Source organism: Enterococcus sp. FZMF, from assembly GCF_030263915.1.
Classification (GTDB): domain Bacteria; phylum Bacillota; class Bacilli; order Lactobacillales; family Enterococcaceae; genus Enterococcus_D; species Enterococcus_D casseliflavus.
This window is the reverse complement of sequence record NZ_CP127160.1, coordinates 1,268,863-1,282,807: the sequence shown is the minus strand read 5'-3', so window position 1 is coordinate 1,282,807 and position 13,945 is coordinate 1,268,863. Positions and strand designations below refer to the sequence as shown.

General features: G+C 45.4%; 16 protein-coding genes, 1 tRNA gene and 1 other annotated feature. Of the genes, 4 read left to right on the top strand and 13 right to left on the bottom strand.

The annotated features are described in order from the left end of the window. Window positions 1-38 precede the first annotated feature (38 nt). From QN079_RS06170 to rplU, 5 genes are all read right to left on the bottom strand, one after another. The gene (locus QN079_RS06170) at window positions 39-974 is read right to left on the bottom strand and encodes a phosphate/phosphite/phosphonate ABC transporter substrate-binding protein (RefSeq protein WP_015509497.1); all 936 of its coding nucleotides are present in this window, start codon (window positions 972-974) and stop codon (window positions 39-41) included. Between the two features lie 459 nt (window positions 975-1,433). Beyond that, the gene (locus tag QN079_RS06165) at window positions 1,434-1,898 is read right to left on the bottom strand and encodes a GNAT family N-acetyltransferase (RefSeq protein WP_015509496.1); all 465 of its coding nucleotides are present in this window, start codon (window positions 1,896-1,898) and stop codon (window positions 1,434-1,436) included. Window positions 1,899-2,007: 109 nt separating this feature from the next. After that, on the bottom strand, window positions 2,008-2,301 hold the full coding sequence (gene rpmA / locus QN079_RS06160; RefSeq protein WP_003126181.1) for a 50S ribosomal protein L27: 294 nt from the start codon (window positions 2,299-2,301) through the stop codon (window positions 2,008-2,010). Window positions 2,302-2,313: 12 nt separating this feature from the next. Next, a complete protein-coding gene (locus QN079_RS06155; RefSeq protein ID WP_005225752.1) occupies window positions 2,314-2,658 on the bottom strand; it encodes a ribosomal-processing cysteine protease Prp in 345 nt (114 codons plus the stop codon). Window positions 2,659-2,684: 26 nt separating this feature from the next. After that, window positions 2,685-2,993, bottom strand: a complete 309-nt coding sequence (gene rplU, locus QN079_RS06150; protein ID WP_005225751.1) for a 50S ribosomal protein L21 — start codon at window positions 2,991-2,993, stop codon at window positions 2,685-2,687. A gap of 19 nt (window positions 2,994-3,012) precedes the next feature. Next, window positions 3,013-3,083: a sequence feature (ribosomal protein L21 leader region), on the bottom strand. A 169-nt stretch (window positions 3,084-3,252) separates the two neighbouring features. Here rplU and QN079_RS06145 point away from each other — a divergent pair. Further along, window positions 3,253-3,906 (top strand): uracil-DNA glycosylase, encoded by a 654-nt coding sequence (locus QN079_RS06145; protein ID WP_270274015.1) that lies wholly within the window; start codon window positions 3,253-3,255, stop codon window positions 3,904-3,906. A gap of 17 nt (window positions 3,907-3,923) precedes the next feature. On the opposite strand, the gene leuD is transcribed toward QN079_RS06145, so the two are convergent. Genes leuD through QN079_RS06125 form a run of 4 tightly spaced genes read right to left on the bottom strand, consistent with a single transcriptional unit; the run spans window position 3,924 to window position 8,455 of the window. Then, window positions 3,924-4,511, bottom strand: a complete 588-nt coding sequence (gene leuD, locus QN079_RS06140) for a 3-isopropylmalate dehydratase small subunit (protein WP_016610311.1) — start codon at window positions 4,509-4,511, stop codon at window positions 3,924-3,926. Continuing rightward, complete coding sequence (gene leuC, locus QN079_RS06135) at window positions 4,511-5,893, bottom strand: 3-isopropylmalate dehydratase large subunit (protein ID WP_270274014.1); 1,383 nt, start codon at window positions 5,891-5,893, stop codon at window positions 4,511-4,513. The genes leuD and leuC overlap by 1 nt, the downstream gene beginning before the upstream one ends. Further along, window positions 5,874-6,938, bottom strand: a complete 1,065-nt coding sequence (leuB, locus tag QN079_RS06130) for a 3-isopropylmalate dehydrogenase (protein ID WP_081116522.1) — start codon at window positions 6,936-6,938, stop codon at window positions 5,874-5,876. The genes leuC and leuB overlap by 20 nt, the downstream gene beginning before the upstream one ends. Continuing rightward, window positions 6,935-8,455, bottom strand: a complete 1,521-nt coding sequence (locus tag QN079_RS06125; protein ID WP_289230525.1) for a 2-isopropylmalate synthase — start codon at window positions 8,453-8,455, stop codon at window positions 6,935-6,937. The genes leuB and QN079_RS06125 overlap by 4 nt, the downstream gene beginning before the upstream one ends. Window positions 8,456-9,029: 574 nt before the next feature. Here QN079_RS06125 and QN079_RS06120 point away from each other — a divergent pair. From QN079_RS06120 to QN079_RS06110, 3 genes are all read left to right on the top strand, one after another. Then, complete coding sequence (locus QN079_RS06120) at window positions 9,030-9,728, top strand: O-methyltransferase (protein ID WP_005225745.1); 699 nt, start codon at window positions 9,030-9,032, stop codon at window positions 9,726-9,728. Window positions 9,729-9,873: 145 nt separating this feature from the next. Further along, window positions 9,874-9,947, top strand: a tRNA-Arg gene (locus QN079_RS06115). Window positions 9,948-10,033: 86 nt separating this feature from the next. Next, the gene (locus QN079_RS06110) at window positions 10,034-10,405 is read left to right on the top strand and encodes a PhzF family phenazine biosynthesis protein (RefSeq protein ID WP_241508340.1); all 372 of its coding nucleotides are present in this window, start codon (window positions 10,034-10,036) and stop codon (window positions 10,403-10,405) included. Between the two features lie 149 nt (window positions 10,406-10,554). Here QN079_RS06110 and trpA read toward each other — a convergent pair whose 3' ends face one another. The 4 genes from trpA to trpC are packed head-to-tail and all read right to left on the bottom strand — an operon-like array spanning window position 10,555 to window position 13,920. Next, a complete protein-coding gene (trpA, locus tag QN079_RS06105) occupies window positions 10,555-11,331 on the bottom strand; it encodes a tryptophan synthase subunit alpha (RefSeq protein WP_081116520.1) in 777 nt (258 codons plus the stop codon). Further along, complete coding sequence (gene trpB / locus QN079_RS06100; protein ID WP_081116519.1) at window positions 11,328-12,521, bottom strand: tryptophan synthase subunit beta; 1,194 nt, start codon at window positions 12,519-12,521, stop codon at window positions 11,328-11,330. The genes trpA and trpB overlap by 4 nt, the downstream gene beginning before the upstream one ends. Continuing rightward, entirely contained in the window at window positions 12,518-13,165 is a 648-nt protein-coding gene (locus tag QN079_RS06095; protein WP_081116518.1) for a phosphoribosylanthranilate isomerase, read from the bottom strand. Before QN079_RS06095 ends, trpB begins: the two co-directional genes overlap by 4 nt. After that, window positions 13,162-13,920, bottom strand: coding sequence for an indole-3-glycerol phosphate synthase TrpC (gene trpC, locus QN079_RS06090; protein WP_262119230.1), 759 nt, complete (start codon window positions 13,918-13,920; stop codon window positions 13,162-13,164). Before trpC ends, QN079_RS06095 begins: the two co-directional genes overlap by 4 nt. Window positions 13,921-13,945 lie beyond the last annotated feature (25 nt).

Below are 13,945 nucleotides of genomic sequence, written 5' to 3'. Positions count from 1 at the left end.
TCAACTACCGGTACCCTCCCGATCTATTCATCTATTAATTATTGTCCGACTTGTTCCGCATACTCTCTTACGATGTCGAAATTGCTGTCTTGTGAAACAACGTATCCTTCATGAGAGTAAATATCAGAGATGATTTGTTTTCCTTCTTCATCTTTTCCGATCGCGATAAAGGCATCTTGGATTTTTTTGTCCCACTCTTCACTCATATCGCTGCGAACACTGATCGTATCGTTCGGAATCGGTTCGGTAAAGTACATTGGTTCTACCTCATCCATGATTTCTGGGTAATCATTTTTGACCGTGTTACGGGCATCTTCAAAAACGAACGCCGCATCAACGTCGCCATTCAAGACTGATAAGACCGCTTGGTCATGGCCTTTGACTTGAACAGTCGTCACATCCGTATTGATATCGATGCCTGCTTTTTTCATTTCTGCTACTGGCCAAACATAACCGGCAGAAGAAGTAACATCTTGCGTGGCAATCGTTTTGCCTTTTAAATCTTCCAACTCTTTGATGTCGCTGCCGCTTTTTACGACGATCATTGAACGATAGCTATCAACCAATTCATCCGTTGATTCGCCACCAGGCTGCTTGATGCCATAACGCTGTGCTTGCAATAACACCTTTACATTGCTTTGCTCATTTGCTAAAACATAGGCATTCGGCGGTAAAAAGCCGACATCTACTTGTTTCGAAGCCATTGCTTCGACGATTGTATTGTAGTCAGTGGAAACACTCACTGTAACTGGAATCCCCAATTCATCACTTAACAATTGCTCAAGTGGTTTTGCTTTTGCTTCTAATGTTTCTGCTGCTTGTGATGGGACAAATTGAACGGTCAACTTTTCTGGTACATATCCTGCGTCCTCAGCCGCCGAGTCAGTACTTGCTCCACCTGAGCCACATGCCGCCAGCGTAACTGCTGCCACCAAACCTAAACCAAACATTGCCGTTTTCTTCCAAACTTTCATCACTTTTTCTCCTTTTCATTAAAAAAATCGAACTCATGGAATTCCGAACTTTCCTTTTTGATTATAAAAAACCAACGAATTAAAAACAATCTTTTTCGAATTACGAACGTTTTCTTTTTTGATAATGTTCGTGTTTTGACCGAAATCATTCGTGAGCACATTCTCAATAATCAACGTTTTTCGAAAGTTTCTTTCCATTTGTTCTACTTCCTCAGAGTATCAAATGAATATAAGGTTTGTGTTGTCAACGTGTAAAGATTCTGTTAACAGCAAAAGGAACTTTGTGAACAACAAAGCATGGACATACTCGTCATTCTTACCCCAAGTGCACAAAATTTCTTGAAACGTCTAACCAGAAGATGACCGCACACTTTTTTTACGAAACAATACAAAAAAAGCAGAGGATTCCCTTAAGAACCTCTGCTTTTGACCTCATTCTCTTACTGTAGAAAGAGTCATTTACCCTTGGTCCGTTGGCAGCTGCAACAAGAGTACATGCTCGTTCTCAATCATTTCACCCGTCAAAACAAAGCCATTGCGTTCGTAAAGCTTCGTTGCGATCTCGTTGCCATCCACAGCGGAGATCCTTAATTCTTGCGCTTGGATATGGGTTTTGAACCAATCTAACCCAGCAAGAAACGCCTGAGTGCCTAACCCTTGATTTTGGAATTTTTCTGCGATCATAAACCGCTCGATCCACCACGAAGCTTTTGGATAATCCTCATCCGCCTCGTAAAAACTAAATAGCATAAAGCCGACCATTTCCTCACCATAGTATAGGGCAAATGCCTGACGAGGTTCCTCATAGATCGCCTCTAACATTGAGTACCAATTGGGCGCAACAAAGTCTTCTTGCTCCTTCGTTGTCTTCAAATTCATGCACGCACGATAGTTTTCCTTCGTGATTTCTTTCAACTGAATCATTGCTTCGCTCCTTATCTAAGCCATTATAAATAACTATTTCGTTAAAACGGTTTCATTGGTGTATAAAAAAACACCCAGGTTACTTTTACGTAATCTGGATGTCATTTTCTTATGCTTCTTGCGCTACTGGATACACAGATACTTGTTTTTTGTCGCGGCCTTTACGTTCGAAACGAACAACGCCATCAACTTTTGCAAACAATGTATCATCTCCACCGATACCTACGTTTACCCCTGGGTAAATTTTAGTACCGCGTTGGCGATAAAGGATTGAACCGCCTGAAACGGTTTGACCGTCAGCACGTTTCGCACCTAAACGTTTTGATTGAGAGTCACGTCCGTTAGAAGTAGAACCCCCACCTTTTTTGTGAGCGAAGAATTGCAAATTCATTTTCATCAACATGAGATGCACCTCCTAGTTTTCTTTAGTAGTTTTGATTTGGATATAATCGTTGTACTCTTCTTGAACTGATTGCAAGCCGATCAACAAATTTTCTAAAAGAATTTGTGCGATATTCGACTGCTCTTGGGTCAAACGAGAAGGCAGTGTGACTAATAAGTACCCACCATTTTCGTTATCTGCTTCAACTTTTGGCGCAACGCCAGCCAAAGCATCGATCCCATTGACTGCACTGATCGCTAAAGCGGATGCTGCAGCACAGACGATGTCTTTGCCGTATTCTCCTGCTTGTGCGTGTCCAGCTAGTTCAAAAGAAACAATCCGACCAGAGTCATTTCGTTTGAATGTCCCTTTGATCATATTCGTTACCCTGCTTTTCGTAAGAATTAAGCGTTGATCGCGTCAATAACAACTTTTGTGTAAGGTTGACGGTGACCTTGTTTACGGTGTGAATGTTTTTTAGGTTTGTATTTGAAAGTTACGACTTTCTTTTGTTTGCCGTGTTTTTCAACAGTCCCTTCAACAGTTGCTCCTGCAACGATTGGGGCACCCACTTTTGTTGATTCGCCACCTACTAAGATAACTTCATCAAAAGTAACCTTTTGTCCAGCTTCAACGTCTAATTTTTCAACGTAGATTGCTTGACCCACTTCAACTTTTACTTGTTTCCCACCAGTTTTGATAATTGCGTACATGCTCTACAGCACCTCCTTATAATATACTTAGACTCGCCATCCCAAGTGACTTTCGTACTTACTACTTGTTCTGTGCGGTTGTAGCTGTGGAGTCCACAATTACAACAGATTAACTTTATCAAAATGTTTTCCTAAAGTCAATCACTAATTAAGGAAAAGACAGAATTCTTTTGCTACTAGTCATTTCCTTTTGTGCATTTTTTATTTTCTATTACTATAGAAGAAAGAGCACAAGTGAAACAGAATTGGAGGAGTTTTCATGCAATACCCCAAAGAATTAGCCACTGCCGTTCAACAGGCGTCCCGCAGTTATCCGTTGGAAGGATTTGTTCCCGGTCAAGGACCGCTGCAGCCCAAATTGATGATCGTTGGGGAAGCCCCTGGTCGAACCGAAATCGAGAATTTTATTCCTTTTAGCGGACAAGCAGGAAAAGAATTGATGAAATCGTTGGCTTTAGCCGGTTTGACCCGTGAGGATGTCTACATCACCAGTGCTGTCCGCAGCCGCCCATATTCCGTCAAAGAACGGATCAACAAACGCAGCGGTGCCCATGAGATCGTCCATCCCAATCGGACACCTACCAAAAAAGAAGTCTTGCTACACGCACCGCTGCTTGACTACGAGTTGTCCGTTGTAGATCCGCCTGTCATTGCAACTGTTGGCAATATCGGACTGCAGCGATTATTAGGCAACGCCTATTATATCAAAGATCACCATGGCGAAGTGATCCGTTCCAAAATACAAGAAAGCAATCCAACAAAAGATGGCTATCAATGGTCGGAAAAAGAATATTTGATCGTGCCGATGTATCATCCCGCTGCGATCTTTTACAATCGAACGTTGACTCCGCAAATCGAAGCCGATTGGCGAGGTTTAAGAAACATTCTCACACAAATACCAGCCGACGAATAACGTCCAGTCCCCTAGCCCTACTGCCAATACGCTGGAATCGTCTGCTCATAGGCGGTGATTTTCGCCTCTTCCTGCAACGTGATACTGATCTCATCGAGACCGTGGATCAATTTGTGTTTCCAGGTAGCATCGATTGCAAAGAAATGCTCCTCCCCAGCAACGATCACACATTGCCTTGGCAAGTCAATGCTGATTTTTTCTGAAGCAGGCAGCGAAGCGATCCTTTGGCGAACATCCAATGGCAGCTCGATGGGCAGCAGCCCGTTTTTGGTGGCATTCATATAGAAAATATCACCGAAGCTGCCAGCAATCACGGCTTTAAAGCCGTAATCCAACAGCGCCCATGCCGCGTGCTCTCGAGAAGAGCCAGAACCAAAATTATCACCAGTGACGAGGACTTGAGCGGTCTGATATGCTGGATCATTCAAGATAAATGCTGGATTAGGCTTGCGTTGCGGCAAATAGCGCCAATCATCAAATAAAAATTCGCCAAAGCCCGTTTTTTCAACGCGCTTCAAATAATTTTTCGGTAGGATTTGATCGGTATCGATATTGTCATTCATCAAAGGCAGCGTCGTACCTTCAAATTGCGTAAAAGCTTCCATTAACCAACACCTCCAACCACTTCTCGTACATCGACAAAGCGCCCATGAATCGCAGCTGCTGCCGCCATCGCTGGACTACAGAGGTGCGTCCGCGCGTTTTTCCCTTGCCGTCCAACAAAATTGCGGTTTGATGTGGAGGCACAGTGGACGCCTTCTGGTACTTTATCAGGATTCATTCCTAAGCACATGGAACAGCCAGGCTCCCGCCATTCAAAACCAGCGTCAATAAAGACTTTGTCTAAATCGATCGCTTCCGCTGCTTTACGAACAGGGCGTGAACCAGGAACGATAATACCAGTGACCCCTTCTTTGATGGTTTGACCTTTCAAAATCGCCGCTGCCTCTTGCAGATCAGACAAACGACCATTGGTACACGATCCAATAAAAATGTATTCAATGGGGATATCAGCAGCTGTCTGTCCAGGTTGCAGCGCCATATATTCATAGGCTTGCTGATCATTGTGATCCCGCACTTCAGGAAACGCTTCGCTGACTGGTACCCCCATTTCTGGATTGGTTCCCCAAGTGATATAGGGTTCTAAGGTTGTTGCGTCTAGGGTGATCAGGGCATCATAGCTGGCATCTTCATCGGTATAAAGGCTTTGCCAATCAGCCACCGCACTGGCAAACGCTTGTGGCGCAAAGCGTCGATCCTGCACATAAGCAAAGGTCGTTTCATCAGGTGCGATCAAGCCCATTTTCGCCCCACCTTCGATCGACATATTGCAAATGGTCATGCGTTCATCCATCGTCAGGCTACGGATCGTTTCGCCAAAGAATTCTACGGCATAGCCACCACCAAAATCAGTGCCATGCGTCGCGATCAATGCCAAAATAATATCTTTGGCGTACACTCCCGGCTGCAGGTGACCGGTAATCTCAACTCCCATGCGTTTCGGTTTTGTCTGCCAAATCGTCTGTGTCGCAAAGACATGCTCCACTTCACTCGTACCGATCCCAAACGCGATCGCACCGAAAGCACCATGGGTGGCAGTGTGGGAATCCCCACAAACGATCGTTTTCCCTGGTTGGGTCAAGCCAACTTCTGGGCCAACCATGTGGACGATTCCTTGGTTGGCAGAGCCATTGTCACACAATTCGATCCCAAAATCACGACAGTTTTTACGTAACGTGTCCATTTGCTTTTTTGCAACCAGATCAGTGATGGTAAAAATATCTTTGGTAGGCACGTTGTGATCCATCGTTGCGAAGGTTTTTTCGGGACAACGGACGGTCCGTCCCGCTTGCCGTAATCCTTCGAAGGCTTGCGGTGTCGTCACTTCATGGATCATATGCAGATCGACATAAAGCAACTGCGCTTGTCCTTCTTCTCCTGTGATCACATGCCGATCCCATAGTTTATCAAACAGCGTTTTCCCCATAATTGCTCACTCCTAACTGTGCAATAACCGCTTCTGTAAAGGCAGTTGTCGTTGCTGTACCACCTAGATCACGGGTCAAGATCCCCGCATTCATTACCTCGTAACAAGCATTTTCGATGGTATCCGCCAGCTCTTCCTCTTGAAAGGACTCTCTTAGCATCATGACGACAGATAAAATCATGGAAACCGGATTGGCGCAATTTTGCCCAGCGATATCAGGTGCAGAGCCATGAATCGGTTCATATAAAGAAACCCCTTCTGCGCCATGACTTGCGCTGGGCAGCACCCCTAATGACCCTGGCAAAACCGAGGCTTCATCACTTAAAATGTCGCCAAAGAGATTTTCTGTCACGATTACATCAAAGTCTTTGGGATTTTGGATGATTTTCATAGCGGCGGAATCAACATATTGATGAGTCAACTGACAATCTGGGAATTCCTGTGCCGTTTCTTCCGCTAATCGGCGCCAAAGTCGGCTAGTCGCCAACACATTTGCTTTATCGACAGAGAGAACCCGCTTCTTCCGCGTGCGGGCGATCTCAAAAGCTTTACGCAAAATCCGTCGAATCTCTGCTTGATGATAATGATTGATATCGTAGGCTTCTTCAGGTTTTTCTGCTTTTTCGCCAAAATAAATACCGCCAGTCAACTCACGAACGATGACAAAATCTGTCCCCCGAAGGATCGCTTCTTTAATGGGAGACAAAGCAATCACCGCATCAACTACTTTGATAGGTCGAATATTGGCGTATAGCCCTAACGCTTGACGCAAATTCAAAAGTCCTTTCTCGGGTGTTATCGGTGCGTTTTCCCAAACTGGATCACCAATGGCTCCTAAAAGGATCGCATCCGCCTGCTGGCAAGCTTGTAGTGTTTCTTGCGGCAATGGCTCTCCAGTAAGTGCCAGCGCCGCACCACCAAATGGCCGCTGGTCAAAATGAAAGCGTTGAAGATGGTCTGGACAAGCCGCTTTCAATACCGCAAGCGCACTGGCCATAATTTCTGGTCCGATGCCATCTCCTGCTAAAACCACGATCTTTTTCAAACAAGGACACCTCGATTCTTTAGAGCTGCGCTAGCCTGTACATAGGCTTTGGCTGACGCCTGCAAGACATCAAAGTCTAAGCCGATCCCGCTGATTTTTTCATTGGTTTCCTGACATTCAATAACCACGTGCACTTCCGCTTGCGCATCTTCCCCACTGGTCAAGGCAGTGATCTCATAGTTCAACAACTTCGGCTGCTGCTGGAAAATCTGATCGATCGAGTTGTAGATAGCTTGGATACTGCCGGCACCGATGGCTGATGCCACTTGTTTTTCCTCGTCTTTGATGATAGAAACCACCGCTCCTTGATGGCCATTGGACACGTATTGCAGCTGAACTGACTCCAACTCGCAACCATCTTCTTGGCTGCGGCCCTGGTCAGCCACCAACGCTGACAAATCTTGTTCGGTCACTTGCTTTTTCTTATCTGCCAACTCTTTGAAACGTTTAAACAATTCGTTGGTTTCTTCTTGGTCAAACTGGTACCCCAGCTGCTGCATTTTATCGACAAACGCATGGCGGCCAGAAAGTTTGCCTAGAGGCAGTGAGTTGGTTTGTACGCCTACCAGTTGCGGGGTAATGATTTCGTAAGTTTCAGGATTTTTCAAGACGCCATCTTGATGAATCCCAGATTCATGAGCATAGGCATTGCCGCCGACGATCGCTTTGTTTTTCGGTACCGTGATCCCAGACAAACGTGCTACCAGATCACTGGTGCGTTTTGTTTCGTTTAACTTGATGTTGGAGGTAGCCTGATAGAAATCATTGCGAATATGCAACGCCAGCGCCACTTCTTCTAATGCGGTATTGCCCGCTCGTTCGCCGATCCCGTTGATCGTTCCTTCCACCCGATCAGCACCATTTTCGATAGCTGCCAGCGCATTGGCTGTCGCCATTCCCAAGTCATCATGACAATGGGAAGAAAAAATGATCGGCTGCTCACTCTTGATATTGGCGATCAAATAGGCAAAAAGCGCACCATATTCCGTAGGATTAGTAAACCCTACTGTATCGGGCACATTGATGATCGTCGCGCCGGCATCAATCGCTGTTTGAACCGCCTCAAGCAAGAAGGCCTTATCGGTGCGGGTGGCATCTTCTGGTGAAAATTGAACTTTTTCAAAGCGTTCACGGGCATAAGCCACATGTTCTTTGATGGAAGCAAGTACTTCTGCTTTCGTCATATTCAGCTTGTACTGGCGATGCACCTCACTCGTTGCTAGAAAGACATGGATCTGGGGATCGACGGCTTGATGAAGAGCTTCATAGGCACGATCAATGTCTTTTTTCTGACAACGGGCAAGTCCTGCAACGGTCATTTTCGTCACCGCCCCAGCAATCGCTTGGACTGCTTGAAAATCTCCTTCTGATGCAAGCGGAAAGCCTGCTTCGATCGTATCGATCCCCCATTTTTCTAATTGCAGCGCCAGTTGAACCTTCTCTTTCGTATTGAAGTTGACTCCCGGCGTCTGTTCACCGTCTCTCAATGTGGTGTCAAAAAACTGGATTTTTCTCATCACTATTTCCTCCTTGGCAGTGGTAGGGGCACGCTTGGCGCGACCTCATTCAAACAAATTGAAAAAATGGTATAAAAAAAGCACTCCATAAAGGGTTTCCTTCATGCAATGCGAATAGGACTCTTCAAATGATGCCTTAAAAAGGCGGGTCATAGAAAAAGAGTCCTTACGATAATAATAATAAAAATGCAGCTGTTTGTTTCAATCGTTTATCCATCGTCGTCACCTATCACTTTTTTTATCTTGTTATGAAGATACCAAACAGCAGGTTCCTCTGTCAACACTTTTCCCTGAATTTTCTGAATATTTCGATAAAAAGTTTGTTTTCGCCCTGATGATGGGTTGCTTTTCTTCCTTGATGAAAATTTAAGCAGAACCTGACGAGATCTTCACAGGATTTTAACCAAACCTCCACATAACACCGTTATGATAGAAATATCCCAAAAATATTTTTCACCCCTTTATCCTGCCAGTCGTATGACTGGTTTTTTTGTTGTTCCAAAGACTCGAAAAGATTGAACTTAAGGTGAGTTATTCGTATAATAAGGGGCAGCGATAAATGAGGAGGATGAAGATGCGCAACGAAATGATGCATCGTCCAGTAGTCAAACCAGAACTAGTGGCGTTTATGCGTGAAAAACAAAAACAATTACCCGGCGAACTTGGTGAAATCGAGCAAGCCGCTCATGAAAAAGAAGTGCCAATCATCCCACATGAAACTGTGGTCTTTTTGCAGTTTTTATTGGGACAGCTTCAGCCAAAAGAAATCCTTGAGATCGGCACAGCGATCGGTTTTTCTTCAAGCTTGATGGCGCAATGTGTGAAAGAGGGGCATGTCACAACGATCGATCGCTTTGACGTCATGATCCGCAAAGCCAAAGAAACCTATGCTCGCTTAGGAAATGAAGACAAAATCACGCTTTTAGAAGGACAAGCGGCAGATGTCCTGCCTACATTGAGTGGGCCTTATGATTTTATCTTCATGGACAGTGCCAAATCGAAATACATTGAATTTTTGCCAGAATGTCTGCGTCTGTTACGCAAAGGTGGCGTGTTGATGGTGGATGACGTGTTCCAAGCTGGAACGATTCTACAACCCATCGAAGACATCCCTCGCAACCAGCGAGCGATCCATCGCAAGTTGAATCTTTTCTTGGATACCGTGATGAACCATCCTCAGCTGACCTCCACCCTCGTCCCTTTAGGAGATGGTGTGATTCTCATTACGAAAGAAGCAGATAGCGTAATCCTTGAGGAACCTGAGAAAGGTTGAGGGCAGCTGCGCTTCCTTTTTTCAAAGAAAAAATAAGAAAAGGGCGAAAAGAGATTGACATTGCTGCGCCCTTTTTCTATAATGTTATTTGTTGCTGATTGATTTCAACAGCTTAGGCGAAGTGAGCATTCGCTGAAATTTATTTGTTCCAGTAGCTCAGCCGGATAGAGCATTCGCCTTCTAAGCGAACGGTCGGGGGTTCGAATCCCTCCTGGAACGTTATTTAACCGTCGAGAACCCTTGTTCTTGGCGGTTTTTGTTTGTTCTTGTGCCAAATTGATTTAGATTTTTGCCATAGCAATTTGGTGAATAATCAGCAGCCTGTTCCCTGCCTCATCAAAAGCAATAAAACGATCGCTTCCCATCCGCTTCAATCTTCAGCAAATTTCTTTCATTGGCATCATCGTTTCCGTATTTATTCTTATTGTCAGCTGTTTGACATCAATGAAGAATCTGCCACAGGTACTTCCAATGCCGCTTTGGCTTGCTTCTTGCATCAAAAGTGTTCCTTTGAAAAAGAAGTGTATCGCTTTGAACAAGGCAGTAATTTAGGTGAACCTTCTGAAATCTTTGTCAAATTAGTTACGACTTCGCGAAAGGAAATCCAACGTGTTTATGTTGGGGGTAGAGGGCATTTTTGCGAGACAGTCACCATCGACACCGATACACTGGCATAATCACAACAATTTAGGCTGATTTTCCATCAGCCTTTTTTTCCTCTTCACACAGCGTGTTCTTTTTCCATAGCAGCCCATCAGTATCTCGAATACTAGTTTTCTCATAAAAAAAAGAACCCAACTCGGGTTCTTTCCTTCACATTGATTTTCTATGAAATACCAACAAGTTCTGCTAACAGCTCACTGACTTTAGGCAGTGGCTCGTTCTGTAAGGCTGCTACGATTTTTGAACCGATCACTACCCCATCGCACACTCGGGCAAAGCGCTGCACGTCTGCGTGGGTCGAGACCCCGAAACCAGCTAGTACTGGAATCGGACTTTTTTCCGAAATGGCTTGCAAATGCTGATCCAGCTGTTCGTTGTATTGACGATCTTCTCCAGTGACACCGTTCACTGTCACAGCATAAACGAATCCTTCCGCTACTTCGATCAGCGTCTGAATTCTGTCTGGAGGACTGGTCAAAGAGACCAGTGTGAGCAGCGCGAGATCCGCCGCATCAAACGTAGGCGTTACTAGCGATCGATGTTCAAAAGGCAAATCTGGAATAATCAACCCTTTCACATTTGTCGTTTTCAACTCATTTGCTAACTGTTCAATCCCATAATGAAAGAATGAATTGGCATACCCCATCAATACCAGTGGAACCTCAGAATGGATCGTTTGCAGCGCAGCAATGATCTTTTTTAAAGTGGTGCCATTGGCTAATGCCTGCATTCCAGCTGCTTGGATGACCGCTCCATCTGCGACTGGGTCTGAAAAGGGCACGCCGATTTCAATGGCGGCTGCGCCATGTGTCGTCAACAGTTCGATTTCTGCTGGCAGGCGTTCCAGTCCGTTGGCACCCGCCATGATATAAGGTACAAACAAAGGCTTGCCTTGTTTTTGGCGCTCTTTTAGTTTCATCGTCAATGTTTTGCTGGTCATTTCGCTGCTCCTTTCCGATCTTTGATTTGTTGAACATCTTTGTCCCCTCGCCCAGACAAACAGATCACTAAGCGTTCTTCTGCTGTCATCGTTGGCGCTAACTTTAAAGCATAGGCAACGGCATGAGCACTTTCCAAAGCGGGAATAATGCCTTCGATTTGAGACAAGAGATAAAAGGCGTCAACAGCTTCTTCATCAGTGACCGCGAAATACTCCGCACGTGCAATTTCCTTCAAATAAGAATGCTCGGGACCGACCCCTGGATAATCCAAACCAGCTGAAATCGAATAGGGTTCAATCACTTGCCCATCATCGTCTTGCAGCAAATGCATTTTGGTACCATGTAAAATACCGATACTGCCTTTCGTTAAAGTCGCCGCATGCTCGGTAGTATCCACGCCTTTTCCAGCTGCTTCAACGCCAATCAAACGAACGGTTTGATCGTTGATGAAAGGGTAAAACATTCCCATCGCATTGCTGCCGCCGCCAACACACGCAACGACTGTCGTTGGCAGTTGTCCTTCTTTTTCTAATAGTTGCCGCCGTGTCTCACTGCCAATCACACTTTGAAAATCTCGAACGATCTCTGGAAAAGGATGCGGACCGAGTACCGAACCCATCACGTAATGAGTGTCCTCGACGGTTGCGACCCAGTAGCGCAGCGCTTCATTGACAGCATCTTTCAATGTCTGATTGCCTGATGTGACTGAAACCACTTTTGCTCCCAACAATTCCATTCGAAAGACGTTTAGTGCTTGCCGCTGAACATCTACCGCGCCCATAAAAATCGTGCATTCCATACCGAACAACGCGGCCGCAGTTGCTGTGGCGACGCCATGCTGCCCAGCACCGGTCTCTGCTACCACTTTCTTTTTCCCCATCCGTTTTGCTAATAAGACTTGGCCAAGTGCATTATTGATTTTATGGGCACCCGTATGATTCAAATCTTCTCGCTTCAGATAAATTTTGGCACCGCCTAAGTGTTGTGACAAGCGCTGGGCATGATAAAGGGGGGTCTCTCTTCCTACATACTCTTGTAAATATTCCTGTAATTCAGCTTGAAAACTTGCGTCCGTTTGTGCTTCACGATAGACAGTTTCCAATTGCTTGACTGCATACATCAATGTCTCTGGCACAAACTGTCCGCCAAAAGAACCATAAAATCCTGTTTTTGTGGGATACTGAGTCATCTTTTTTTCTCCTTTACTAAATGAATAAATTGTTCGATTTTCCGACTGTCTTTCTTGCCCTGGGTTTCAACGCCTGAAGAAACATCGACAGCATAAGGCCTAAAAAGTTGGATCGCCTCTTCTACATTTTCCGCGTGCAACCCGCCAGCAATAAAAAATCGCTCAGACAACGGCAACGGTTCTCTCGCCGCTTTTTGCCAATCAAAGGACTGGCCGTTGCCGCCAGCATAAGGGTGATCTCTTACTGGAGCGTCCAATAAACCAAAATCTGCATCGCAGCTCAGGAAATCTTGCTTTAAAGTTTCTGATTCTCCATCAAAGGCTTGGATCACTGCAATCTTTTGATGAGCAAAAACGCCCTTCTGAATGGCTGTTTGCAAAGATGGCAGAACCTTTCCATGGAGCTGAATCGCTGTCAGTTGGGCGGCTTGAATTGCCGCTTGCACTTCTTCAACACTTGGAGAAACGAAAACCCCGACTTTCCCTACATTTTCGGGTACTTGCTCCGTTATCTTGCGGACTTGGGTCGGATCGATTCTCCGACGGCTTTCGGCAAAAACAAAGCCAAGGTAATCTGCTCCTGCATTGATGGCAGTTTCGACATGCAGGCGTTCGGTGAGTCCGCAAATTTTCACTTTGGTCATCGGCGGCTCACCTGCAAATCTGCCGCTGTTTCAGCAATTCGATGGCTTCTCATCAACGTTTCTCCAACGAGGACTCCATGATAAAATGGTGCAAGCTGCAGCACATCTGCGGCCGTTCGAATACCAGATTCACTGATATAAACCGCCTCTGATGGCTGAGGTGCTAAAGCAACACTGACATCCAAGGAAACGTCAAAAGTTTTTAGGTCACGATTGTTGACGCCGATGATTTTGGCACCTAATGCTTGGGCTTGTTGAAATTCAGCCGCATTATGAGTCTCAACGAGTACTTCCAACCCTAGTGCTTCGGCTTCTTGATCCAGCGCGATGAAACGGGCTGGCTCTAACGCAGCCACGATCAATAAAACGATACTGGCACCCGCATTCTTGGCGCGAATCAATTGTTTTTTGTCGATAATGAAGTCTTTGCATAGTATAGGCACCGAAACAGCCTTACTGACTGCTTCAAGATCTGCCAGCGAGCCTTTGAAAAACTGCTGGTCGGTCAAAACGGAAATTCCGCTGACACCCGCGGCTTCATAAGCTTGCGCTTGCGTGACTGGGTCGATCGCTTGGTTAATATCTCCTTTTGAGGGTGAAGCACGCTTGATTTCAGCAATGAGGTGCATCTTTTGTGGTCGGTCCTTGACTTGCTGATAAAATGATGGACGTTTCGCTACGACCTTTTCGATTTCTTGTGGCATCGCGGCAACTTCTTCAACTTTTTTCTGGATGATCGTTTCTAAAAAATCCATGATTCTCCTCCTTACAGCTTTCGTA

Excerpts from the sequence above, each read along its gene's own strand:
- QN079_RS06170 (WP_015509497.1), bottom strand. The coding sequence starts at position 974 with ATGAAAGTTTGGAAGAAAACGGCAATGTTTGGTTTAGGTTTGGTGGCA.
- QN079_RS06165 (WP_015509496.1), bottom strand. The coding sequence starts at position 1,898 with ATGATTCAGTTGAAAGAAATCACGAAGGAAAACTATCGTGCGTGCATG.
- rpmA (WP_003126181.1), bottom strand. The coding sequence starts at position 2,301 with ATGTTGATGAAAATGAATTTGCAATTCTTCGCTCACAAAAAAGGTGGG.
- QN079_RS06155 (WP_005225752.1), bottom strand. The coding sequence starts at position 2,658 with ATGATCAAAGGGACATTCAAACGAAATGACTCTGGTCGGATTGTTTCT.
- rplU (WP_005225751.1), bottom strand. The coding sequence starts at position 2,993 with ATGTACGCAATTATCAAAACTGGTGGGAAACAAGTAAAAGTTGAAGTG.
- QN079_RS06145 (WP_270274015.1), top strand. The coding sequence starts at position 3,253 with ATGCAATACCCCAAAGAATTAGCCACTGCCGTTCAACAGGCGTCCCGC.
- leuD (WP_016610311.1), bottom strand. The coding sequence starts at position 4,511 with ATGGAAGCTTTTACGCAATTTGAAGGTACGACGCTGCCTTTGATGAAT.
- leuC (WP_270274014.1), bottom strand. The coding sequence starts at position 5,893 with ATGGGGAAAACGCTGTTTGATAAACTATGGGATCGGCATGTGATCACA.
- QN079_RS06125 (WP_289230525.1), bottom strand. The coding sequence starts at position 8,455 with ATGAGAAAAATCCAGTTTTTTGACACCACATTGAGAGACGGTGAACAG.
- QN079_RS06120 (WP_005225745.1), top strand. The coding sequence starts at position 9,030 with ATGCGCAACGAAATGATGCATCGTCCAGTAGTCAAACCAGAACTAGTG.
- trpA (WP_081116520.1), bottom strand. The coding sequence starts at position 11,331 with ATGACCAGCAAAACATTGACGATGAAACTAAAAGAGCGCCAAAAACAA.
- trpB (WP_081116519.1), bottom strand. The coding sequence starts at position 12,521 with ATGACTCAGTATCCCACAAAAACAGGATTTTATGGTTCTTTTGGCGGA.
- QN079_RS06095 (WP_081116518.1), bottom strand. The coding sequence starts at position 13,165 with ATGACCAAAGTGAAAATTTGCGGACTCACCGAACGCCTGCATGTCGAA.
- trpC (WP_262119230.1), bottom strand. The coding sequence starts at position 13,920 with ATGGATTTTTTAGAAACGATCATCCAGAAAAAAGTTGAAGAAGTTGCC.